Genomic DNA, 24,680 nt, shown 5'->3' with positions numbered 1-24,680 from the left:
CAAGAATCCTGACTATCAGGCATGCTTAACTAATATCGGTGCGACCAGGGCGTTTCCTATCGGCCTTTGAATACCGGCTCGCGCTTTTCCAGAAACGCCATGCGCGCTTCTTTGGCGTCTTCCGTCCTGGAAAGCATCATCGTGATGTCCTGCTCGTGACGGTAAGCTTCGCGCTGAGGCATCTGATCGGTGAAATTCGCAGCCTTCTTCGCCTCGATGAGCGCGATAGGCGACTTCCTGGCGATGCGGCGCGCAAGCTCCATGACGTAAGGCATAAGCGTGTCCGCAGGCAGCACGTCTTCCAATACGTTGCGACGGAGCAGATCTTGAGCCGTCAGTTTGTCGCCGGTGAAGAACATGCGACGGACGGTCGATCGACCGAACAGGGTGCGCAGCATCGACGCTCCACCGGCCAGACCGACGTTGATTTCCGGCATCGCGAATACGGCGTTATCGCTCGCGTACATGATGTCGCAAGCGGCCATCAGACCCAGGCCCGCGCCCAGCGCCGCGCCATTAACCGCTGCTATCACAGGCTTCACGCATTCCTTAATCGCATTGCCCGTCTCGCGGGTCCAGCGATTGTGGTCGAGGAAGTCTCCCGGGACATCGGGATCAGGGCGGTCACGCAGGTCCGCGCCCGAACAGAACGTGTCGCCGGCACCGGTCAGCACCGCACAGCGAATGTCGTTGCGAGCGCTGATTTCGTCGAATATTGCAATGAGACGGCGACGCATGGCCCGCGACAGCGCGTTTTTGACCTCCGGGCGATTCAGCGTAACCAAAGCCACGCCGTCCGTGACTGCCAGGGTGACAGCGCAAATCTCTGCGCTGGATGCTTCGCTCATGGTCATGTCGTCTCCTGAAGGCATTTTGTCTGGTTGACGAAAATTGTAATGCCTCCAGGGCCGGCGATTTTCAATCAAAAACGGGTTCTGATTTGCCGGAAACAACGTAATTTGCACGACACGGGGCGTTATCATGTGCCCCGCGGATCGCATAACTCATTTCACGGCGACCCGTAGGCGGAAAATCTGAGCTCCGGGCCGGACACGCGGGAGGCCACAAAATCCAGGAAGAGGCGGACCTTGGTCGGGATGGCGGGCGAGTCGATGATCGTAGCGTACATGCCGTCTTCAAAGCTGGAATTGGTCACCTGATAGTCGGGGAGTAGCCGCACCAGTTTGCCACTGATGAGATCCTTGTGAACCGTGTAGTCATCCAATAGGACGATGCCTTCGCCCATGCGCGCGAATTCGAGCAGAGCAATGCCATTGTTGGTGATGTGGCGGGGCTGAAAGTGAATTTCCGTTTCGGCGCCGTCTTTTCGGAATCGCCACGAATAGCCCGATCCGGGCATGGAATACGCGATGCATTGATGGCTCTTTAGTTCTTCGGGCGCCATGACGGAGCTTCGACCAATAAAGTAACCGGGAGAGACGACCAGGTAGCGGTCACTTCGAAACATAATCCGGCGTTTGATCCCGGATTCGACCGGTGGAGCAATTCGAAAATCAATATCGACCGGATCCTTGTTCAGATCCGATGGCGCTTCGCTTAGCGTCAGTTCGATCTGAATGCTCGGGTACAGCTTGGAGAATTCGGCAATCAGTGAAGGCAATACGCCGAGGCCGAACATGACTCTTGAATGCACTCGCAGCGTGCCCAAGGGTGCAGAAGTGATGGACGAGATACTTCGGTGGGCATCGTCAATGCTTCGCAGAATACCTTCGACGTGCTTTGCGTACTCTATTCCCGCTTCGGTAAGCGTGACCAGGCGGGTAGTGCGGGTGAACAGCTTTACCTTCAGATCATTTTCGAGGTCGAGAACCATTCTCGAAACAGACGCGGGCGCGATGCCAAACTGGCGGGCAGTCTCCGAAAAGCTTTTGTTCCTGGAAATGGAAAGGAAAAATTCCATTGCACGAAGTCTGTCCACGAAGTCTCACTTTCCCTATTGATAGGAACAGGGCTTGTAAAAACGGGTTGCCCCGATCGGAAAGAACAAAAGCCGCTACACATTGGTAGCGGCTTCGCCGAATTGCAATCGTAGTCGCTCAACCGTTAGTGGACGGCTTCACCTGAGGGCAGGCCGACATAGCCACGCCGCAATGCAGGGATGCGGAAGCCAATGCAGAAGATTGAAACCGAGGCGATAACTGCCGGGAGTGCAATCCACGCAACGATGGTCGTCAGCGGCCAGCCCAAGCCAATCATAACAGGACCCAGGAAGGTGCCGGCAATGCCGCCAAAGCGACCCACGCCAAGCACCCAGGCTGCGCCCGTGGCGCGGCTGCTGGTCGGGTACATTTGCGTCGCGAGCGTGGACATCGAGGAGCAAGCGCCGTTATTGGTCATTGCCGCTATGACGAGCAGCGTGAGCAATGCATCGCCGTGCGCACCGCTGATCGAGACAAGGAGCGCCATCGACATGGAGATCGCAAAGTACGCGGAGATAACGCGGACCGGGCCGAACTTGTCCATCAGAACGCCGGCCAGCAGGATGGCGGCACCCGAGCACCAGTTGAACCACATCATTGTGTTTGCCGTCTGGGCGAGCGTGCGGCCATCTCCTTGAAGAATGGTCGGGAGCCACATGCTCAGCACATACAGTGTGATCGTGGAACAGATGTAGGCAACCCAAAGCAACATCGTTGGCCATCGCAGCCTGGCGGAGAACAGTTCTGAGACCGGAAATTTGCGCTTCTGAACCGCAGCCGACACCTCGGCGACGAAGGTCGTGTCGGTGAAATCGGCTGTAGGGTCTATGCGCTTCAATGCCTTCACAATTTTGTCTTGCCCCTTGCCCGCCGCCGCCAGGTATCGAACCGACTCCGGAAGAAAAAATGCGAGCAGCACTGCAACGACGATAGGTGCGACGCCGCCGACGATCAGATAGCCTTCCCACCCATGTGTCGGAATGACCGATTTGGCCAGCGGGCCGGTGATGCCGCCGCCGACTGCGAAACCGAACAGCATGAAGTTCACGGCACGCGAGCGCATGCGCGATGGAAGAAACTCGTTCACGAGCGTCGCGCACAGCGGGATGGCAGCGCCAAGTCCAACGCCGGTCAGCAAACGCGACCACATCAGTTCGGTCACGTTCGTCGAACAACCTGCAGCGATTGAAAATACACCGAAAAAGGCGACCGAGGTCACCAGAACGACACGACGACCGATGCGATCGGCGAGCGGCGCTCCGAAAATTGCGCCGATGCCGATACCGACCAGCGCGGCACTGAGTACCGGCGCCAGATCCGATTTGGTAACGCCCCATTGCTTCATCAGAGTAGGTGCGATCAGGCCCATCGCCGAGGTGTCCAGACCATCGAGAACGATGGTCAGAAACATCAACATAAAAAGAATTGCGTGGAAAGGTTTGAGTGGTCGTTGATCGATAAACGACTTCACGTCGATTGTCTTCATGCTGCTGTCTCCTGTTATGTTTTCAACGGACTTAGTGGGCGCTGTGGTCATATCTCGCATGTCCATGCCGCCCTGCCGTCCTTTTCGGTTCCTACATCACGCTTTACATCACGCCAGACCCTTTGCGCGCTTCACAGATAAGAAATGGCGGACCCGCCATCCACGCGAATGCATTCACCGTTGACGAACGCGCTTTCGTTCGAGGCCAGGAAGCACGCGGCATTCGCGATGTCGTCCGGCAGGCCGAGACGCGGCATCGGCGTCTTGGCCTGACGAACCTTGCGCGTCTCTTCGGATACGTTCTTGGCCACGCCTTCCGTCTCCGTGTATCCCGGGGCGACTGAATTCACGCGAATGCCACGTGGGCCTAGCTCCGCCGCGGCAGCGCGCATCAGCCCGAGAACGCCCGCCTTCACACCGCAATAAACGAGCGCCCTGGGCAACCCGATGAAGGCCGACGACGATGCGATATTGACGACTGAGCCGCCATCTTTCATGTATTGAGCCGCCGCCTGAATGCCCCACACGACAGAACTGAAACCCGTGCCGGTCATCATGGACACGTCTTTCTCAGTGATGTCCAGAACCGGAGCATAGCGAACCCACATTGCGTTGCTCACGATGATGTCGAAGCAACCGGCAACTTCGACGAGGCCTGCGGCGGCCTTGAAAATAGTGTCGCGCTCGGCGACGTTGCCGCCGAAGGCATGCGCGACTCCGCCCTGTGCGTTGATTTCATCGGCTGCGGCCTGAGCCCCGCCGAGATCGCGATCCAGAATGCCGACAACGGCACCCTCGCGGACGAATTTATCGACAATGCCGCGACCGATACCTTGAGCGCCGCCCGTCACAAGCGCGACTTTGCCTTCCAGTTGCTTCGCCATTTCTGCTCCTGAACGTCGTCCGACTGGTTTACTGATCTTTGAAACGGCACTCCGGCAGGCCGCGCACGCCTGTACCGGTGATGGCTACGACGGCCCCGGCATTCGGGTTCTGGCTCTTGAGCGCATTCCCGCTGTCGCTGATGCTGGTCACGAAGATCGTGTCGAGAGCCGGCCCCCCGATAGAGGGGCAGGTCGGGTAGACAGTAGGCAGGTCGATGATCCGGTCCAGCCGGCCGTCGGGTGTGAAGCGAGCCAGTTGTCCCGAGATGACCAGCGCCGTCCAGAGATTGCCGTCGGCGTCGATCGTCGCCCCGTCAGGGCCTGATTTGAGCGATGTCGTATCCACGAACAGTGTCCGCTCGCTCAGCGTACCGGCCGAAGAGTGGTAGGCGTAACGGCGCAACTGGCAGCTCAAGCTATCGGAGAAGTAGAGATACTGGCCATCGGGAGAAAAGCATGTCGAGTTCGTGATGCAAATACCCGTATCCAGAACCTTCAGGTTGCCTTCGCCATCCAGTTGATACAGTTCGCCCGCGGGTTCACGGCGGCCGAGCGCCATCGAACCGAGAACGAGACGGCCTTCGCGATCGACCCGCCCATCGTTCAGGCGCATATTGGGAGCCGGGTGCGTCACATCGACGAAGTTCGTCAGCTCGCCGGTGTCGGTATCCAGGAAAACAAAGCTGCTCACGAGTGCGACAAGTAGACGACCGCTCTCGCACAATGCAATAGCGCCGATCTGTGACGGCATTTTCCATTCGCGAAGCGTATTTGCTTCCATGTCGCGGGCTTTCACGAGACGCGCGTGGGAATCGATCCAATACAGAATCTGCTTGCGGTCGTCCCACAGGGGGCTCTCGCCCAGCGCGTCACGGGATTCTCCGCAAATGCTGATGTTGTGGTTTGTCATGATGCTTTACGTCAATCGCCTCGTTGCGTAGCGTTATGCGCCAGAATCTCGGCACGGACTTCGTAGAGCGTGTCGTAAGGGGAATGGGCACCGAGCGGGCGACGCGCCGTTCCGAACATGCCGGTTTCGGTGGAATCGGTCACCGGCGTGCTACGCGACCAGTCGTAGACCACCGTACGGGCCGCAACCTTCCATTCGCCGCGTCGCTTTTCGAAACGGTCGATATAGCGGCCGTAGAGCGAGACTTCAGTGACCGTGCCCGGCACGACCTTGCGGTCTTCCTGAACGGCGTGGAAATAGCTCTCCGTCAATGCCTGGTCGCCGTGCAACTCGATCATGATGTTGCCGATCAGGTGAACGCCGCGGCTTAGGGGTCTCAGCGCTCCCAGCAACCAATCGCAGAATCCGGTTGCCGAGCCCTGGTAAGGGCCGTGGCGGTCCGTTGCGTCTGTCCAGTAGGTGGCGCGCAACGCCGCCTCGTCACGCCGATCCACGCCTCTGCAATAGCGGTAAAGACATTCGCGAATGGCTTCGCGGTCGAGCAGATCCTGCACTGCCTGATTCGACACTTCGTTGTTGTCCATATGTTTGCCTGGCTGGAAGATAAAACACCGATGGACGCACCGGCGCTGTCTGTCTTTCCGCTATTGTTTGAAGATGACGGCGTCTAGCACGGCGGCGCCGGTCTCACGTACAACCAGCGGATTGACGTCGACGCTTACGATGTCCGGGTGGCTCATTGCGAAATCGGAGAGTTTGACCATGGCCTTGACCAGGGCGTCCATGTCTTTAGGCGCAGCGCCACGCCAGCCCTTCAGGAGTGCCGTCGCCTTTACCTTGTCGAGCGCCTTGCGTGCGCGCGCATGCGTGAGCGGGGCAGAGACCAGGGACACGTCCTTGTACAACTCGGTATTGACACCGCCGGCACCCACGAGAATCATCGGACCGAAGGTGGCATCGTTGTTCATCCCTAGGATCATTTCTGTGCCGCCGACGATCATCGGACACACAAGAATGCCGTCGATCTGCGCTTCAGGTGCACGGGCGCGAACGCTGTCCATGATCTGCCCGTAGGCCGCTCGCACGCCGTCCGCATTCCTGACGTTAAGGGCTACGCCACCAACCTCCGTCTTGTGCACGATCTGCGGGCTCACGATCTTGAGCACCACGGGGTACCCCATGGCATCGGCGGCGGCAACCGCCGCCTCGACATCCACGGTCAGAACGTCTCGCGGCACCGGCAGGCCAGCGTCGGCCAGTGCTTCCTTCGCCAGCGCTTCCGTGCTCACGTCGCCTAGTGCATGAGCCTGCCGCGTTGCTTCAACCGGCTCATACAGGTCGGCCCAACGTGCGCGGATCGTTGCCGCAGCGCCGAGTGCGAGCGTGGCACGCGTCGCGTCGTTGAATACCGGAATGCCGATCTCCTCGAGCTCGCGGTCCACTTCGGGCACGGAGAGCGTGACGATGACGACGTCGCGTCCGGGATGCCGTGCCTTCAGTTCGGCAAGCGGCTGCGCATAGTTCATCTTGAATGACGAGGGCGCCAGGCCCGCCGATGCCAAAAACGCCAGCGTCGTGCCGTAGCCGCTGTTCGAGAGCATGAGATCCAGCGCTCGAACCGTGCCATTCTTGACCGATGTAATTTGAGCCGTAACGTCGAGCGGGTTGGCTGCGACCGCAAAAGGAAGCAGTTCGAGCATGGCCGTCCTGGCGGCTTCGGGCAGTGCAGGCATAGTGAGGCCTGAATCGCCGCATGCGTCCGCGACCATCACGCCGATGCCTCCCGACGACGTGAGAACAGCCAGTTCGTTATTGATGGGCAGATGACCCATGGTCGAGATGAGGTACGCAATGTCCAGCATCTGTTCTTGCGACTGCGCGCGATATGCGCCGCACTCCGAGAAAACGGCGTCATAGGCTGCGTCGTTACCCGCGAGGGAACCCGTGTGGGTTGCTGCAGCCGCCGCCCCGAGTTCCGAGCGACCGACCTTCATGACGATGACTGGCTTTTGCGCTTTGGCAGCTTTCAGAAGTGCACGCCGCAGTTTCTGACCGTCCTTCGCCGATTCAAGAGCGGCCATGATGACCCGGGTGCTGGGATCGCCGGCCAGATAGTCAATGGCTTCCGCGACGTCCACGTCTGCTTCGTTGCCGGTAGCCACGATCTTGCTGAAGCCCATGCCGCGCAGCGTTGCTGCGCCGTAAAGAGCGGAGCCGAAGGCGCCCGACTGCGTGGCCAGCGCGATGTTGCCAGCCTTTGGGCGGACGCCGTAAAGCACGACCGAGAATGTCGAGAACAGACGGGATTCGACGTTGAGCAGACCAAGCGAATTCGGGCCGATCATGCGCACGCCGGCGGCTTTGCACATGGCCGCCATCCGGTCCTGAGCGGCTCGCCCTTGGGCGTCGATTTCGGCGAAGCCGGCGGTCAGCACGACCACGGATTTGACACCCTTCTGGATCGCATCGTGCAATGCGGATTCCACGCTCCCGGTCGGAACCACGATGATCGCTTGATCGGGAACACCGGGCACGTCGAGAACAGACGGGTAGGCAGGCAGCCCCTGGATTTCCGAGCCGCTGCGGTTGATCGGGAACAGTGCTCCTTCATAGCCGGATTCGCGAAGGAATCGCAGTACGCGACCGCCGATGCGGTCTGGATCCGACGAGGCGCCGATGATGGCCACCGATTTTGCGTCAAACAGTGCGCTAAGAGTAGACGATGTCATGGTATGCGAGTGAGGTCGATGATTTCCCCGGACGATCCGGGGAGCCTGAAGCAGGGCGGTACTCAGGTTTGTGCGACGAGCCAGTCGAGACACTGGCTACGGTTGCCAAACCGTTCCGCTGCAGTGCGTGACTGCATGCAGAGTTGAGTCGCGGGCATCTCGACCGTCATACCCATGCCGCCGTGCATCTGAATCACTGCATGGCCAACTTCCTTGGCGACGCCTGCGCAGAACATCTTGGTCAATATGACCAGGCGGTCAATCGCGCAGTCGTCACTGCCGTTGAAGCTTTCCATCAGACGGGCGACTTGCCCCTTGATCCCCTCGTAGGCCACATAGCAGTCGACGACGTTGTGCCGGAGCGCCTGGTGAACAGCCAGCGGTTTGCCGAACTGCACGCGATCGTTGAGGTACTGGATCGTCTGTTCGACCTGCGCACCGACCGCACCCACGATCTGAACGCACGTCAACAGTGCCCCGATCTGCAGAGCCTGGCTAACCGCGACGTTGACGGCGGGACCGGTCAGGACAATCTCGCCTTCGTTAAGCGCGAGGCCGTCAACGTCATAGTCTGCGGTCACCGTACCGTCGATCCCGCCGAAGAACCGGGCGCGTTCAGCCAGCCGCGCGCGCTCGATGAGCACCAATGCCTGACCCTCCGTGGTGGACGCATTGAAGACAACGTGCGTTGCCGGCTCGCTTTCGTTGGAACCGCGTACGGAACCGCGCAGCACGTTTCCTTCGAGACTGACCGTGGCAGCCTGGAGCGGGGTGCCCTGGTACGATTGCAGAACCGGCGACACGGAGGCTTCGCCGGTCAGCAGTTTTTCGAGCATAGGAGATACCGTCGGTGCGGCAGCCGCTGCTTCGAGCAGAACCGGGGCCACGGCACAACGCTCGACCAGTGGAGCGACGTTCGGATAACGCGACGCCGCTTCGACAATTGAGGCGAGATCGGCGAGCGTCCCACCGATGCCGCCGTTCTCTTCTGAAACCAGAACCGACTGCCAGCCCAGTTCGAGGGCTTGCTGCCACTTGCCCGAGGCGTTTCCTTCTACTGCATTGCCCGCGAGCGTTTCGGAAGCAGCGGCCAAACGTGCCGACGAGTCAAACATGTCGCCACAGAACATATTGGCCACGGTATAGCCCGGCTCCATGATCGTCTTGGCGATGATGTTTTTCTGGACTTCCGTCGAACCGCCCGCCAGCGTGCGCGAACGGTAGAACAGGTACGTATGGACAAAGTTGCGTTCGAGGTTCAGTTCGTCGTCCGACGTTGTTAGCGGCTGTAGGCGCGCGGCATACTCAGGTCCGAGCACGTCCATTGCAATCGATGTCACTTCCTGACTCTGTTTTGAACACGCCATCTTCAGTGCTGACGACTTGGACGACTCTAGTGTGCCTGCCATGTCCTCCCTGATCGCCGACAGCAGGATCTCACGTGTCCCGTATGCGCCGGCTTCCACTTCGAGCAAGCGGTCGAGCGCCTTCAGTAGCGACGGTGAAGCACCTTTTTCTTTGATCTTGTCCTGAACCAGTTGGGTCACCTGCTGGACATGACGGAGCAGGCGCGGCATGAGTGCCGGGCTGAGGCGCTCGCGGTCGAGCAGAAACTTGCCGTATGACCAGCCTTGGCCTTCGGCACCGATGCGATTCGATACCGGAACCTTGACGTCCTTCAGGAACACCTCGTTGACGTGGTGCCACTGGTCGATCGTACGAATCGGGCGAACTTCAATGCCCGGCGTGTTCATCGGAATCAGGAGCAGCGTGATACCTTCCTGGCGCTTACCTTCGTTGCTCGTCCGCACTAGCGTGTACATGATGTCCGCTTCCTGGGCGTGCGAAGTCCAGATCTTCTGGCCGTTGACGATGTAATGCTCGCCGGTTCCATCCAGAACCGCGGAGGTTTTGAGCGAGGCGAGGTCAGAGCCCGCGCCGGGCTCCGAATAGCCTTGGCACCACCATTCCGTACCGTCGATAATCGGCGGCAGGAAGCGCGCTTTCTGCTCGTCAGTACCGAATGCCTGAATGACGGGGCCAATGTGGCCAATACCGTGGTGATACAGTTGCGGACAGTCCATTGCCGCCGTCACTTCTTCGAAGATCAGGCGTTGCATCACGTCCCAACCCGGACCGCCGAACTCTTTCGTCCAACCGGGCGCCGAATAGCCGAGTCCACCTTTGGCCATCGCGGCGGTGTATCGACTCAGCAGATCGCGGCCCAGTTTCCTGTTCGCGCGCGTAGCAGCGCGCACGTCAGCGGGCACATTGGCTTCAATGTAGTCAGCGATTTTTTTGCGAAACGCTGCATAAAACGCTTCATCCTTCACCTGATCGACTTCGCTCATGATTGACTCGGTTTAATCTAATAGGGCGGCTATAGCGGACAGAGGCGTCGCCACATATTTTTCAGGTTCTGTAATTGATCAGCGGCCTACATATACGGGAGCACGCTTCTCGATGAACGCGCGCTGTGCTTCCTTCGAGTCTTCCGTTTTAGAGAGAAATTCGGTGTTGCCTTGCTCGTAGCGGTACGCTTCACGCAGCGGCATGTTCTCGGTCAGACCCGCCGCTTCTTTCGCAAGGCGCAACGCGACGGGCGATTTCGACGCTATCTCCCTGGCGATTTCCATCGCGAACGGCAGCAGTTCTTCTTTTGTCGTGCACGCTTCCACGAGGCCGAGTCGATACAGTTCACGTCCCGTGACTTTCATGCCCGTATAGAACATGCGGCGGGCCCGCGACTGGCTGAAAATGCGATTCAGAAACGAGACGCCTCCGGCGAGGCCAACGTTGATTTCAGGCATTGAGACGTAAGCCTCTTCTGATGCCACCCAGATGTCCGAGTTCATGACGATGCCAAAGCCGGCGCCCATGGCTGCGCCGTTGATCGCGGCAATGATGGGCTTCGGGCATTCGCGGATCGCATAGGCCGATTCGCGGACGATACGGTGATGTTTCGGAAACGCACCGGGCTGCGAGAGATCCTTGCGGTCGGTGAGATCGGCGCCAGCCGAAAACGCCGAACCTGCACCCGTCACGACGATGACCGACACGTCGTCACGCGCGCCGAGCACGTCGAAACAGTCGATGATTTCATTGCGCATCTCCGAGTTTTGGGCGTTGCGCTTTTCCGGACGGTTGAGCGTAACAACCGCGATCTTGTTGTTGATCTCAACCAGCAGGGTGTTGAATTCCATTTTGTGACTTCCTCTATTAATTCGAGTGGTGCTTGGATAGCCGATCAGATGCGCGGAATGTTCGCCATGACAACCTGGCTCAAACCGCCGTCGATCAGAAGATCTTCACCATTGACATAGTCGGACCGGTCGCTGGACAGGAACAGAATCGCTTCCGCCATGTCCTTTGAGGTTGCAATCCGACCGCGGGGTACGGCTTTGTTGCGTGCCTGAAGGCGGCCTTCGTCCCGGTAATAGGCCTCACTCATTGGAGTGCGGACGAGTCCGGGGCTGACGCAATTGCTCCGAATGCCGAATGGCGCGAGTTCCAGGCAAAGTTGCCGGGAGAGCATCAGGACGCCCGCCTTGCTCGCGCTGTATGAAATACCGTTCGGTATTGCGATGTCGCCGCCGATCGACGCGACGTGCACCATGGCTCCGCCTGTTCCCGCGTCGCGCATCTGAGCGCCGAATGCCTGGGCGCAAAGAAATGCCCCGGTCAGATTGATAGACAGCAGACGGTTCCATTCGTCGACCGATGCATCCAGCAGAGCGGTATGGCCACCCCCGCCGATACCTGCGTTGTTGACCAGAACTCGCGCGGGGCCGAGCGCGCGGATTACCGTTCTGGCAGCGAGCGTCACGGACGCGACGTCGGATACGTCGCAGCCGATGGCGATTGCGGTGCCGCCCGCCCGCTGGATATCGTTGACGACATCGGCACCGAGTGCTTCGGTTCGATCGACGACGGCGACTTTCGCGCCCGCCGCCGCCATTTGCCTGGCCGTTTCCGAGCCGATGCCGCCGGCACCGCCCGTTACAACGCAAGTGCGTCCAGCCAGGCCCAGCCACGACATGGCATGTTCAAATTGACTCACGGCCATGCCCCTCGCAGGAAGCGACGACCCACGACTGGCCGGTCAGAAATTGTGCCGCCGCGCTGGCCATGTAGCGGGTGATGGGCTGAACCTCATCGACGGACGTATGGGCGTGGACCTCGAGGGAGTTGATGCGCAGGCCGCTTGAGCCCCATTCACAAGCCTGTGTCGCTACGAACATGCGCGCCGCCGCCTCGTCACCGCAAGTGCTCCAGTCCATGGTTTGTGTGGGTAGCAAAAGCGTGAGGCTGGCGTTGCGCGTATGGGCGCGGGCGAATCGCGCCGCCGCTTCATGCGCCGCGTTCAGGCACTGGCCATACGGCGCGTCCAGTACGGAGGCGTCGATTACCGCGGTGTATCCGGCATCGCGGTTACCCGTCTGTAGCGACATCCAGTTCTGCCCGGCGCCTGAGGCAACCCCCACGACCTCGATGTACGTTTCGGTGTCCATGGGCAGAACGTCATACGCGGCCGGGGGGCACTGGGCAGATCCGCCGTAGACCGAAGATGCACCGTCCACGGACACAGCAGAGCCGGACAATGGGCGAGCGCCTTCGCTGCCAAGGAAGAACAGCGCTTCGGCAAGTTCAGCTGGCTCTGCAATACGGCCGAGGGGCGTTTTTCCCGCTGCGCGAACCGGATCGAGTCGACCCGAGTCGATCAGGCGGCGGACGATCTCCGTGCGAACAAAACCTGGGCAAAGGGCTGTCACGCCCAGATCCGGACGTGCAAGGGCCAGCGCCTTTGTGAGCGCGATGACACCCGCTTTTGTGGGGGAGTACGCGCCGCGCAATGGGATGGCATGCAGCCCGGCGCCCGACGCGACATTGACGACGCGCGCGTGCGGTTTGAGCCTGTTTTCCAGCGTCTGGAACATCAGCCGGGGTGCATCGAGATTCAGACGGACTAGCGGCGAAAACTGCTCTTGCGTCATCGCTGTGAGCGGCAATTGCGTGCTGTCCGACATGCCCGCGTTGTTGATCAGGGCATCGAGATACGGCATATCCGCGGCGAGTGTCGCGATTTCCGCCCGCTCCATAAGGTTGACGACGCGAATCAGGTGCGGCTGCTTCGCCGGCGGCATTTTTTCGAGCAAATGCTGCAACGCTCCGGCCTGGTAGTCGACCAGCACGCAGCGCCATCCATCGCTGGCGAAGCGCATGGCGCTCGCATAGCCGATACCTGACGCGGATCCCGTGATAAGAACTGTTTTCTCGGATTGCATAGGTCTAACCTCGAGCGTTGCCAATATCGGTCGAGAACCGGAAGCACTCGAACTGTTTGCGCAGCGCGACCTTGTACAGCTTTCCCGTCGCGGTATGGGGGAGGGCATCCACGAACACCACGTCGTCCGGAAGCCACCACTTGGCAACGTGGCGGCGCATGTGATCCAGAATGTCCTGAGCCGTCACTTCCATGCCCTGTTGTTTCACCGCGACGAGCAGTGGACGCTCCTGCCAGTGCGAGTGATGCAGACCAATAACTGCGGCCTCGGCAATCGCGGGATGGCTGAGGGCCGCGCTTTCCAGGTCCAGCGACGAAATCCATTCGCCTCCCGACTTGATCACGTCTTTTACGCGGTCCGTAATCTTGAGAAATCCGTCGGCGTTCAGCGTCGCCATATCGCCGGTCGAGAACCAGCCGTCCGAGTCCCATCCGTCATGCTCGTGCTTGTAGTACGCGCGGGATACCCACGCGCCGCGCACCTTCAGTTGTCCGGTGGTTCGGCCATCGCGCGCAAGCGGATTTCCGTCGTGGTCGAAGACCGCGATTTCAGTGCCGGGCAGCGGACGACCGGCAAGCATCTGGAGACCAACGCGTTCATCAACTGTCAAATGCGAGTGCTTGGCAAGGGGCACGTTAACGGTGACGACGGGACTGGTTTCGGTCATTCCCCACGCTTGACACAGATAAGCGCCAAAATACTGCTCGAGCTGCTCGATGACGCGGCGCGGCGCTGCCGATCCTCCCGAGAGCGCCCGCGTCATGACGATGTCGCGGCGGCGCTGTTCGGGGTCCACGTTCTGCGCATAGTCGAGCAGCGACATCCAGACGGTAGGTACGCCGCAAGACACCGAGCACTTCTCGTCGCGGAGCATCGCGTAGACGCTTTCCCCGGACAGTTGCGTGCCCGGAAGAACGAGCTTGGCGCCGGCCATCGCGGACGAATGCGGGATGCCCCATCCGTTCACATGAAACATGGGAACAACTAGAAGGATGCTGTCGCGAGCGCTAATGGCGAAGCAGTCGGCCATGCAAGTGGACATGGCATGCAGTACCGTGGATCGGTGGCTGTACACCACACCTTTGGGATCGCCCGTCGTGCCCGAGGTAAAGCACATGGACGAGGCGCTGTTTTCGTCGAGTCGGGGCCATGTATAGACGTCGCGACATGCTGCGATCAGGGATTCGTAGCAGGCGAGTCCAGGAAGGTCCACGTCGGGCATCTGCCCGACTTCGCACAGCGCGATGAAGCTTTTGACATTCGGGCACTGCGGTGCAATTTTCTCCGCAAGTCCGGAGAGGCCCACATCGAAGAACACATGAGTGCTCTCGGAGTGATTCAGGATGTACGCGACCTGGTCGGCGAACAGGCGCGGGTTCACAGTGGTCAGGACTGCGCCGGTGCCGCACACCCCGTAATACAGTTCAAGGTGCCGGTGTGTATTCCAGGCCAGCGTCGCGACACGTTGACCGGCGCTCACACCTAGAGAATGGATCAGATTCGCGACCTGCTTCGAGCGGCTGCGCGCGGCCGACCACGTGTAGCGATGGATATCGCCATCGCCAAGGTTGGACACGATTTCCTGATCGCCATGGTAGTTGGCCGCATGCTCGATCAGATCGGAGATCAGGAGCTGCCGTTCTTGCATCAGTCCGTTCATTGTCGTCCTGTTTTATCGATCTAACGTCTCACTCCATGAACCTGTTTGCCGAAGCAACAAACAGAGCTTTGAGGCAGGTTCGCGCAAGGGCTCTCACGCGACGTCGAACGGCACGATGGCCGCCGTTACGGACCGAAGCAACCCGGCGGCAACGGAGCGACGCATGCCAATGCGGCCGATACCTGAGTCCGCACATTGTCGATTCGTCGTGCAGACGGTCTTCATCCACATTCCGTCCGGCTGGTCGCATCGGATGACGCCCGCGGACCTTCAAGAACGCATTGCGCACGGCAAGCGCTTCAGGATTGTCACAGGGTTAATACTGGTCCGAGCACTGAAATAGCCTCAAATAGCTGAAGCTAATGTACTACACGGAATGCTCGCTATTGCGTGACTATTAATGTCGAATTCGCAATACAGAACGAGAAATTATGTGGGTTGTGCGATGGGTCACGGGCTGCTCATAATCCGCTTCAGCTTAGCGCCAGCCAGTAAGCCATTAACCACTACAACGGAGATGCCATCATGGAATTCGGCGTATTTCTTCTTGCGCAGCAGCGCAGCTACGCTCAAACCTCACAGAGCGTCATCCACAACACTATCGAGCAAACGGTCGTAGCCGAACAGGCAGGCTTCGATGCTGCGTGGTACGCCGAGCACCATTTCAACAATTACTCGCTGTCCCCGTCTCCGTTGATGACGATTGCTCACGCAGCGGCCAAGACGACGAAAATCCGCCTGGGGTCCGCGGTTTGCATTCTTCCGCTCTACCATCCGGCACGCCTGCTGACCGAGGTCGGTCTTGCAGATACGCTGTCCGATGGACGCCTCGAACTGGGTATCGGCTCAGGCTACCAGCAGTTCGAATTCGAGCGGTTCGGCTGCAACCTCGCCAACAGCGGCGAGATCTTCCATGAGGTATGGGACATCCTCAACAAAGGTCTCAACGAGAAGGTCTTCGAGTACAAAGGCAAGCACTTCGACATGCTGCCCACCTCGGTTGCGGTCCGAACAGTGCAGAAGAAGATACCGTTCTGGATCACGTCGATGAACCCATCAACGCTGGGCCGCGCATTCAGCGAGAACGTCAACTTGTTCACAACGGTCCTGCATGGCGGCAACGACGCGCTGCGTGCTCTGCGCGACAGGCTGGAGGGTCTCGCCGCGCAGCTGGGCAAGGATCTCGGCCAGACCAAGATCGGGTTCTTGCGGTGCGGCTTTGCATCGGACAGTAAAGCCGAGGTCGACGCATACCTGGACTCGGCACGCTGGGCGCGCCGTATCTCGGAAGCGCTGAAGGATCGTCGCATGGACGTAGACGACGGATACCTGATGAAGGAGACTCCGTGCGCCGCTGATATGACGCTCGACCAGTTGCGTCAGAACTTGCCGGTCGGCTCCGTGAATCAGGTGATTGACAAGCTCCTCGCCGAAATCGAGATCCTGAAGCCGAACCATATCGCTCTGCAAACGCAGCTCGGTGATTGTGACCAGAAAACAATGCTCCGGCAGATCGAGCTCTGGGGCGACAAGATCATTCCGGCAGTGCGCAAGGAACTGGCTCGCAACAACAAGCTTGCAGCCTGAAGGACCGAATAGAAAGGCGGAGGCGAATGCGTCCGCAGATAACGGACAGTAATGGGCATACGCCGATTGCACCGACGCTATTCCGGCAAACCGGCAATTGGGAAACTGGACGGAACCCCAACGCGATGTTGGCAGGGTAACGACGCAGGTTTGCCTCGCGACCTTCCCACGCGCTAAACGCTTGACCATTCTTGCTCTCACGCAGCAAGTGAAGAAGCTCCGCAAATAAACACTATGAGAATGGGATGCGGAGAGTAGTTGCTTGGCCCTGCAGCGCTGCTGTGCGGGGACTGAAATGAATTCGTTTTTTTGATTTCTTTTCATTTTCGCGGACCGACACCGATTGTGTCTGATCACGCGATCAATAAAAAATATTGGAGACACCGCAATGAAAAAGACTTTCGCGGGCGCTGCATTGGCGATGTTCACCGCCGCAGCACATGCACAAAGCTCAGTGCTGATATACGGCATTCTCGACGAGGCAATCACGTACACGAATAATACTGGGACGAGCAATGCGAACGGGACAGTCTCGCCGGCCGGCTCCAAATTCGCAATGGACTCTCTTTCGGGGACGGCCGGTTCGCGATTGGGATTCCGCGGTGACGAAGATCTCGGTGGCGGCCTCCACACGATCTTCACGATGGAATCGGGCGTCAATCTTCCGGCCGGCAGTTTGGGTCAAGGCGGACTGATGTGGGGACGACAGATCTTCGTCGGTCTGCGGAGCGCGAAGTTCGGTCAGGTGACGTTGGGTCGCCAGTACGATTCTGTCTACAACTTCACACTGCTGCTAACCTCAGGCTCGCTGACTTCGAATGGCGCTTCCATGCACGCGGGCGATCTTGACAACGCCGCAATCAATCTGCGGCAAAACAATTCGATTCGCTATCTAAGCCCAAATATCAAGGGCCTGACGTTCGGCGGTGGACTTGCTCTCGGCGGCGTCGCGGGTGACGTCACCAATGGCCTGCAATATAACTTCGGTACTCAATATGATACGGGAGTGGGCCTGAAAGTCGGGGCGGCCTACGAGTTCTTCAAGAATCCTACCGGGCCCACGAGTGGCACCGGCTGGTTCACGTCGAATGGCTCAGGGACGCTGCTGAGCCACCAACTGGACGCTGGCTATGTCAGCGCGCGTTCCTACCAGATCGAGATGATTGCCGCGCAATACACGAAGGGCGCGTGGACGTTCGCCGGTTCGTGGTCGAATGCTGAGTTTGGCAATATGACGGGCTTCAACGGTGCTGCGGTCAAATTCAATACGTTTGATCTAGGCGCGCAATACAAGTGGACGCCCGCCTTCTATACCTCGGTGGGCTGGAACTATCAGACGTCGGCTGGCGTGACGAAAGCGGATGGCACGAAGGTCGGCAATCAGCACTCGAACCAGTTCTACGCACTCGCCTGGTACAGCCTGTCGAAACGTACCGGGCTATACGCCGCGGTGGGTTATCAGGACGCGAGAGGCGTGAATTCGCGAGGCGGTCTTGCAGTCGCCGACATCGACAACATAGTAGATAGCTCGACGGCCAAACAGGTTGTGGCACGAATCGGCATTCGCCAAAACTTTTGAGGCGCGTGCTCATATCGTGTGATGGCGCAAGAAGTATCGACGGGCGGATGATTGTTATCGATCGATGCGCATGACCGGATATCTGGCGAAGACTTCGGTCATGGTTTGTTCGCAGTTGTGCACGGGGATACGGGGAAACGTGTTCGCGAAGCCACGCAACGCCGGCATGATGACATCGGGCGCGTTAGAGATTGCCAATTAGAACTTTGCGATCGCCTCGCGGGAAATTCCGCCTCGTCTTCTATGCACTCCCGTACGGCCACTGCCTGAACTGGGTACCCCACCGTCATGCTGTCCACCGGCACGTATCCGGCGCAGGCGGTATTGCTGCGCTCCGAGGACGTGAATGCAAGAACAGCGAACGTCACCTCGAAAGCCAGCAGTATTGATGTCAAATCATCAATACAGAAAGCGAGTTTTTTGAATTGAGCCGGGTCTGTTGAACGTCATAGAATCAATTCAACAACCAATCGTACTCCTGTCGTCGGTTTTGCTGACGATTGCTTATCCGGGATTGGATATGTTCAGGATGACTCCCGGTGTTCCATCGTTTATTGATTGCGCGCCGAGTCTGCGAAGCAATGAAGGCACTAACGTGGAACGAAATGAGAGTGGCGTTTGGACTAATTGAAATCAGGCAATACGGAGACCTGCAATGCGTTTGCATATGACCAACAGTGGTGCGATCACGCTGATCGCACCGTCACATTTCAAGCAATTCGAGATATTGGTCGACGAGCAACCGAGCGCTTCGTTGGATCGAGCGATTGCGCGAGTCGGTCAGCGTGCCGATGATGAGCATATCTGGGTCAATCCTCAAGTCATTCGATTTCTGTCGGGCAAAGCGGGGGATGCGGATTGGGAGGCTGGATTTGACGCCATGGTAGGTTTCGCCCGGAAATTCAACTGGGTTAACGAAGCTGGTCTGATTCGCGCGCACATTGTGCGCAATGAGCGCGCGGACAGTAGTTCGGTCGAAGATTTCAAGGCCGCCATGCGCATGCTGGCGGCTGGCGTATCCGCGATAACCACGGGCGACGTCGCCAATCCGAGCGGTATGGTGGTGTCCAGCCTGACTGCAATTTCGGCTGAACCGCCGCTGGTGGGCTTCTTCGTGCACCGCGATTCCTCCATGCTTGAACCGTTGAAAACCCATGCCAAATTCGTCGCGAATATCCTGGGGCACACGCATGAGGGCGTGGCGACGAATTTCCTGAAGAAGCCGCAGGGCTGTTCGCGCTTCGCCGAAGGGCAGTGGGGTTCGGGGCTGGACGGCCTCCCAATCTTGGCCGACGCGCTGGCCAATGTCGAATGCCATGTCATTCATACAACGACTCTGGGCACGCATGAGATGTTCGTGGGCAAGATCCGCAAGACGACCACCGGCGCGTCAGGCTCGCCGATGGTGAACTTCAATGCCGGAATGCGCGCTCTGGTGCAGTAAGTGGAGATCCAGATGCTGGCACACGATTGGACGATCAGCGCGCCACGACAATGTCAAATTCCGACCGGTTTCAATTCATGGCCGGTATCCACGCCTGCATTGAGGACTACGGCAGATTACGGGATCGACCTGGTCCGCTATTTTGGCGACAACGGTATGGGATCGGTGGAATTCCGGCCGCATGGCGACACCGGTTCATGTACATACCAAGGAGACAAAAATGTTGAGTTACGAAGTCACGGAGCACGGCAGGCCGTTGCAGGCTCGCCTGCGTGAGACACCCGTGCCGAAAGGCCGCGAGGTCGTGCTTCGCGTCACGCACTCGGGCCTGTGTCACACCGACCTCCACTTGTGGCATGGCTACTTCGATCTGGGCGGCGGCCGCCGCGCGCCGCTCAGCGAGCGAGGCCTCGTCCCGCCGCTGACACTGGGACATGAGCCACTCGGAATTGTGGAGGCGGTGGGCGACGCCGTGACCGGGGTGGCCCCGGGCGCACGCTGTCTGGCGTTCCCCTGGATCGCTTGTGGTGCCTGTTGGGCATGTGACAAGGGGCGCACCGAACTATGCGCCAGACAGCGCAACCTCGGAATCGGCCTGCCGGGCGGGTTCGCCACGCACCTTGTGGTGCCCGACGCGCGCTACCTGGTCAATGTCGACGGCATCGACGACGCTTTCGCCGCAACGTTGGCCTGCTCTGGTGTGACGTCTTATGCCGCTGTCAGCAAGCTACCGACGCTCGAAGCCGATGATCACGTTGCTGTAATCGGCTGCGGCGGCGTAGGCCTAACCGCAATCTCGATCCTTCGTGCGCGCGGTATCGAACGCATTATTGCTTGCGACGTCTCGGAGGAGAAACTGGAGGCCGCGCGTTCACTCGGCGCCGCGCAGGCGCTGCGCACGGACAGCGCAGAGGCGGCCCAGGCGCTCATGGAGCTCGCAGGCAACATGCTTGGCGGCGCGCTGGATTTTGTCGGCATTCCTTCCACGCTCGACCTGGCCTACACGGCGCTGCGCAAAGGCGGCACCTACGTGCTTTGCGGCTTGCACGGCGGCCAAGCCACAATACCGATCCCGCCGATCGCGCAACGTTCGCTTTCGATCGTCGGCTCGTTCGTTGGCTCCATCGCCGATCTCGAAGCCACCGTCGAGCTGGCCAAGGCGGGCAAGCTCGCCCGGCTTCCAATACAGACCTGCGATGCCCGCGAGATCAATACGGCGCTAAGCGCGCTCGATGCTGGCCGTGTGATCGGCCGGACCGTGATCGATTTCACGAACGCGGAGGCCGCATGACCACGATTGCACGGGACACCGCGACCGTGGCGGCTAACAGCGACGCGGTAACCAAACCGAAAGAGGCGCATCCGGCGACGATCGTCCACAACGCGACTGTGCGCGACACGCTGGACTTCGACGATACAGCTGACTTCGACGATGCCCGGCATGGATTTGTCGGAACGCTTGAGCCTCCGGTGATCTACAACAGCAATGGTGAAGCGATCTGGGACCAGACGCGGTACGGTTTTCTTGAGAACGAAGCCGCGCCCGATTCGGTGAATCCGAGCCTGTGGCGGCTCGCGCGTCTGAATCATATTCACGGCCTGTTCAAGGTGACCGACCGGATATACCAGGTGCGCGGTTTCGACCTGGCAAACATCACGTTCGTCGAGACCGATCATGGGCTGATCGTGATCGACCCGCTGACCTTCGAGGAGTCGGCGCGTGCTGCCCTGGCGCTGTACGCTGCGCACCGCGGCGAGCGGACAGTCCTCGCGGTTTTCTACAGTCACAGCCACCGCGATCATTTTGGCGGCGTGCGCGGCGTGATCGACAGTGCGGACGTGGCGGCCGGCGCAGTGCAAGTTATCGCACCCGAGGGATTTCTCGAAGAAGCGGTCTCGGAAGCCGTGCTGGCCGGCGTTCCGATGCGTCGCCGCTCGGAATTCCAGTTCGGTACGTCACTTGATGCAGGCATATTTGCCCATGTCGACAGCGGTCTCGGCAAGGCGGTGGGCCGTGGCACATCGGGGCTGATTGCGCCGACACGAACGATCGCGCGGACAGGCGAGTCGATGGTAATCGACGGACTCGAGATCGAGTTCCAGTTGACCCCGGGCGCCGAAGCACCATCGGAAATGAATTTTTTCTTTCCGTCGTTGCGGGCACTGAACATGGCGGAGAACGCGTGCCATACGATGCACAATCTTTGCCCGCTGCGCGGCGCCAAGGTACGCGATGCACTCGCGTGGGCACGGTATCTCGACGAATCGATCGACGCCTATGCAGATCGCGTCGATGTTGTCTACGCACAGCACCACTGGCCGATCTGGGGACGCGAGCGCATCAACACGTTTCTCGTCGAGCAGCGAGACCTGTATCGCTATCTGCACGACCAGACGCTGCGCTGGATGAGCCACGGCTTGGGCCCTCGCGATATCGCAGAAAAGTTGATGTTTGCTGAAGGGCTGTCCCGCAAGTGGCATACGCGTGGCTACTACGGCGCGGTTGTGCATAACGTTCAGGCCATCTACGCGTTCTATATGGGACCCTACGACGGCAATCCCTCGACCCTGCATCCGCTTGCACCTACTGCGGCCGGTGCCAAGTATATCGACTACATGGGCGGCATCACGGCCGTGATCGAGCGAGCCCGCGTGGATTACGCCCGCGGAGAATTTCGTTGGGTCGCTCAGCTGATGAATCACGCGGTATTTGCCGATCCGTTGTGCGAGCCTGCGCGACAGCTAGGCGCGGATGCGCTCGAACAACTCGGCTACCAGGCCGAATCGGCTACCTGGCGTAACGCCTATCTGCTGGCGTCGCGCGAATTGCGACATGGGAGTCCGAGCCGCGCGGTGGCGGGCAACACGGTCAGTCCTGGCATGGTCGCTCAATTGCCTGTGTCGCTGCTGCTCGATTTCCTGGCGATTCGCGTCAAGGGGCGCGAGGCGGCCGCGCTGACGCTGCGGCTGGATTGGACGATGCGCGACGAGAATCGCTCGCACCGTCTCGTGCTCAGCCACGGCGCGCTCACTCACCGCGCCGGCAGTCACGGCGACGCTGCCCAGGCACGCGTGGTGACCGACCGTGCTGGCCTGACACAAATCTTTGCGAATGGTGGCGACTTCAAAAAGGCGATGGACCGCGGCTGGCTGACGGTGGAAGGGGATTCCGAGGCAGCGCGAACATTGTTTAGCCTGTTGGACGAATTCGATCCGGCGTTCGCTGTAGTCGAGCCGGCATCGGCTTGTGGCCGACAGCGGGAGGCAGCATGAGCGCGCTGGACACAATTCGCGTGGTGGACCTCTCGCGCGTGCTCGGTGGACCCTTTTGCACACAGATGCTTGCGGATCACGGCGCACAAGTCGTCAAGATCGAACCGCCGCGAGGCGACGAGACTCGTGGCTGGGGGCCGCCGTTTGACGGAGAGACAGCGGCGTATTTCCTTGGTACAAACCGCAATAAACAGGGGATGGCGCTCGATCTAGGGCAGTCGGCTGCGCGCACGGTGTTGCTCGATCTGCTCGCCGACGCGGATGTCCTGGTCGAGAACTTTCGCGCCGGCACCATGGAGAAGTGGGGGCTCGGCTACGCCGACCTTGCGCAGCGGTTCCCCCGACTTATCTACTGCCGAATCTCGGGCTTCGGCTCCACGGGGCCGCTTGGTGGTCTGCCTGGCTATGATGCGGTCGCACAGGCCATGTCGGGACTCATGTCGGTCAATGGTGAAGCGGGCGGCGGGCCGTTGCGCATGGGTGTACCGGTAATAGACATCGTCACCGGTATGAATGCGGCGATTGCGATCTTGCTGGCGCTCGCGGAGCGTACCCGCTCCGGCAAGGGACAGCTCGTAGAGGCCACGCTGTATGACTCGGGGCTGTCGCTCATGCACCCGCATCTGCCGAACTACCACTTGACTGGCCGCTCGTCGCCGCGCACGGGCAACGCGCATCCAAGCATCTGTCCATACGATTTATTCGCCACCGCGAGCGCGCCGTTGTTTCTTGCTGTCGGCAACGACGCGCAGTTCAGGACCTTTGCACGCGTTATCGGTGCAGAGGCATTGGCCACAGATCCGCGCTTTACGAACAACGCACTTCGCCTGGCTCATCGCGATGCGCTGCGCGAGGCGATCGAGGCAGCTCTCGCGGGCCTGGACGGAGTGAGCCTCGCCGAGCAATTGATGGCCGAAGGCGTGCCGTGCGGTGTCGTATCTGATACGGCTGGCGCCGCGTGCCACCCGCACACGGAACATCGTGGAATGACCGTACGCATTGGCGAGTACACAGGAACTGCTGCGCCAGTCACGCTGTCACGGTCTCCGCCGTCGTATCGGCGGCCTCCGCCAAAGTTTGCAGAGCACACTTTGGAAATTCTGCGCTCGCTCGGTTACGACGACGAGCGCCTTGCCACATTGACCGGTACTGGCGCGGTGCCGCTTGCGCTCGCTGAGTCGGCCGGCAAACCGGCGTGAATTCGCCGGTACGCCCAAGCAGCGCCACTTATCCCCGCATGAGAAAACCAGATGAAGATTCTTGTCGCAGTAAAGCGAGTGGTCGATTACAACGTGAAGGTCCGAGTCAAGTCGGACGGCACGGGCGTCGACATTGCGAACGTAAAGATGTCGATGAATCCGTTCGACGAAATCGCGGTTGAAGAAGCGGTGCGTCTGAAAGAAGCCGGTGTGGCGACTGAAGTGATCGCGGTATCGGCCGGTGTCACGCAATCGCAGGAAACGCTGCGCACAGCGCTCGCCATCGGCGCGGACCGCGCGATCCTGATCGAGTCGTCGGAAGAGTTGCAGCCGCTGGCGGTCGCCAAGCTGCTCAAGGCGCTGGTCGACAAGGAGCAGCCGCAACTGGTGATTCTCGGCAAGCAGGCCATCGACGACGATTCGAATCAGACCGGTCAGATGCTTGCCGCACTGGCTAACCTGCCGCAGGCAACGTTCGCGTCGAAAGTGGTCGTGGCCGACGGCAAGGCAACGGTTTCGCGCGAAGTTGACGGCGGTGCCGAAACGCTGTCGCTCACGCTGCCCGCAGTGGTCACCACCGACCTGCGCCTGAACGAGCCGCGCTATGTGACGCTGCCGAACATCATGAAGGCGAAGAAAAAGCCGCTCGAAACGATCAGGCCTGAAGACCTCGGTGTGGATGTCGCGCCGCGTCTGAAAACGCT

The 24,680-nt window shown here is 59.8% G+C and carries 19 protein-coding genes; 7 read left to right on the top strand and 12 right to left on the bottom strand.

The window, feature by feature from the left end:
- Positions 1–56: 56 nt before the first annotated feature.
- The 12 genes from H281_RS0106180 to H281_RS0106125 form a co-directional block, all read right to left on the bottom strand.
- Complete coding sequence (locus tag H281_RS0106180; protein WP_033379465.1) at positions 57–848, bottom strand: enoyl-CoA hydratase/isomerase family protein; 792 nt, start codon at positions 846–848, stop codon at positions 57–59.
- 161 nt (positions 849–1,009) lie between these two features.
- Positions 1,010–1,921 carry a LysR family transcriptional regulator gene (locus H281_RS0106175; RefSeq protein ID WP_020066209.1) on the bottom strand — a complete coding sequence of 304 codons (912 nt, stop codon included), beginning with the start codon at positions 1,919–1,921 and terminating at the stop codon, positions 1,010–1,012.
- 143 nt (positions 1,922–2,064) lie between these two features.
- Complete coding sequence (locus H281_RS34375) at positions 2,065–3,426, bottom strand: MFS transporter (RefSeq protein ID WP_020066208.1); 1,362 nt, start codon at positions 3,424–3,426, stop codon at positions 2,065–2,067.
- A 131-nt stretch (positions 3,427–3,557) separates the two neighbouring features.
- Positions 3,558–4,310, bottom strand: coding sequence for an SDR family NAD(P)-dependent oxidoreductase (locus H281_RS0106165; RefSeq protein WP_020066207.1), 753 nt, complete (start codon positions 4,308–4,310; stop codon positions 3,558–3,560).
- Positions 4,311–4,338: 28 nt separating this feature from the next.
- Positions 4,339–5,220: an SMP-30/gluconolactonase/LRE family protein gene (locus H281_RS0106160; RefSeq protein ID WP_020066206.1), complete on the bottom strand. Its 882-nt coding sequence runs from the start codon at positions 5,218–5,220 to the stop codon at positions 4,339–4,341.
- A gap of 11 nt (positions 5,221–5,231) precedes the next feature.
- Positions 5,232–5,804, bottom strand: a complete 573-nt coding sequence (locus H281_RS0106155; RefSeq protein ID WP_020066205.1) for a nuclear transport factor 2 family protein — start codon at positions 5,802–5,804, stop codon at positions 5,232–5,234.
- Positions 5,805–5,864: 60 nt separating this feature from the next.
- Positions 5,865–7,949: an acetate--CoA ligase family protein gene (locus H281_RS0106150; RefSeq protein ID WP_027804340.1), complete on the bottom strand. Its 2,085-nt coding sequence runs from the start codon at positions 7,947–7,949 to the stop codon at positions 5,865–5,867.
- A 62-nt stretch (positions 7,950–8,011) separates the two neighbouring features.
- Complete coding sequence (locus H281_RS35725) at positions 8,012–10,300, bottom strand: acyl-CoA dehydrogenase family protein (protein ID WP_020066203.1); 2,289 nt, start codon at positions 10,298–10,300, stop codon at positions 8,012–8,014.
- A 78-nt stretch (positions 10,301–10,378) separates the two neighbouring features.
- Complete coding sequence (locus H281_RS0106140; protein WP_020066202.1) at positions 10,379–11,152, bottom strand: enoyl-CoA hydratase/isomerase family protein; 774 nt, start codon at positions 11,150–11,152, stop codon at positions 10,379–10,381.
- 44 nt (positions 11,153–11,196) lie between these two features.
- The gene (locus tag H281_RS0106135; protein ID WP_027804339.1) at positions 11,197–12,009 is read right to left on the bottom strand and encodes an SDR family NAD(P)-dependent oxidoreductase; all 813 of its coding nucleotides are present in this window, start codon (positions 12,007–12,009) and stop codon (positions 11,197–11,199) included.
- Positions 11,996–13,234 (bottom strand): SDR family oxidoreductase, encoded by a 1,239-nt coding sequence (locus tag H281_RS34365; protein ID WP_033379446.1) that lies wholly within the window; start codon positions 13,232–13,234, stop codon positions 11,996–11,998. The genes H281_RS0106135 and H281_RS34365 overlap by 14 nt, the downstream gene beginning before the upstream one ends.
- A gap of 4 nt (positions 13,235–13,238) precedes the next feature.
- Entirely contained in the window at positions 13,239–14,894 is a 1,656-nt protein-coding gene (locus tag H281_RS0106125) for a long-chain fatty acid--CoA ligase (protein WP_020066199.1), read from the bottom strand.
- A 525-nt stretch (positions 14,895–15,419) separates the two neighbouring features.
- Between H281_RS0106125 and H281_RS0106115 the strand changes: the two genes are divergently transcribed.
- From H281_RS0106115 to H281_RS0106080, 7 genes are all read left to right on the top strand, one after another.
- Entirely contained in the window at positions 15,420–16,481 is a 1,062-nt protein-coding gene (locus H281_RS0106115; protein WP_020066197.1) for an LLM class flavin-dependent oxidoreductase, read from the top strand.
- Between the two features lie 388 nt (positions 16,482–16,869).
- Positions 16,870–18,060: a porin gene (locus tag H281_RS0106110; RefSeq protein WP_020066196.1), complete on the top strand. Its 1,191-nt coding sequence runs from the start codon at positions 16,870–16,872 to the stop codon at positions 18,058–18,060.
- Positions 18,061–18,715: 655 nt separating this feature from the next.
- Entirely contained in the window at positions 18,716–19,504 is a 789-nt protein-coding gene (locus tag H281_RS0106100; RefSeq protein WP_020066194.1) for a flavin reductase family protein, read from the top strand.
- A gap of 283 nt (positions 19,505–19,787) precedes the next feature.
- Positions 19,788–20,795 carry an alcohol dehydrogenase gene (locus tag H281_RS0106095; RefSeq protein ID WP_164701833.1) on the top strand — a complete coding sequence of 336 codons (1,008 nt, stop codon included), beginning with the start codon at positions 19,788–19,790 and terminating at the stop codon, positions 20,793–20,795.
- A complete protein-coding gene (locus tag H281_RS0106090) occupies positions 20,792–22,777 on the top strand; it encodes an alkyl/aryl-sulfatase (RefSeq protein WP_020066192.1) in 1,986 nt (661 codons plus the stop codon). Before H281_RS0106095 ends, H281_RS0106090 begins: the two co-directional genes overlap by 4 nt.
- The gene (locus H281_RS0106085; protein ID WP_020066191.1) at positions 22,774–23,976 is read left to right on the top strand and encodes a CaiB/BaiF CoA transferase family protein; all 1,203 of its coding nucleotides are present in this window, start codon (positions 22,774–22,776) and stop codon (positions 23,974–23,976) included. Before H281_RS0106090 ends, H281_RS0106085 begins: the two co-directional genes overlap by 4 nt.
- Before the next feature lie 51 nt (positions 23,977–24,027).
- A partial coding sequence (locus H281_RS0106080) for an electron transfer flavoprotein subunit beta/FixA family protein (RefSeq protein ID WP_020066190.1) occupies positions 24,028–24,680 on the top strand: 653 nt, incomplete at its 3' end.

It is taken from the genome of Paraburkholderia caledonica, from assembly GCF_000383275.1.
In the GTDB taxonomy this organism is placed as follows: domain Bacteria; phylum Pseudomonadota; class Gammaproteobacteria; order Burkholderiales; family Burkholderiaceae; genus Paraburkholderia; species Paraburkholderia caledonica.
This window is presented reverse-complemented; position numbering and strand designations above follow the sequence as displayed.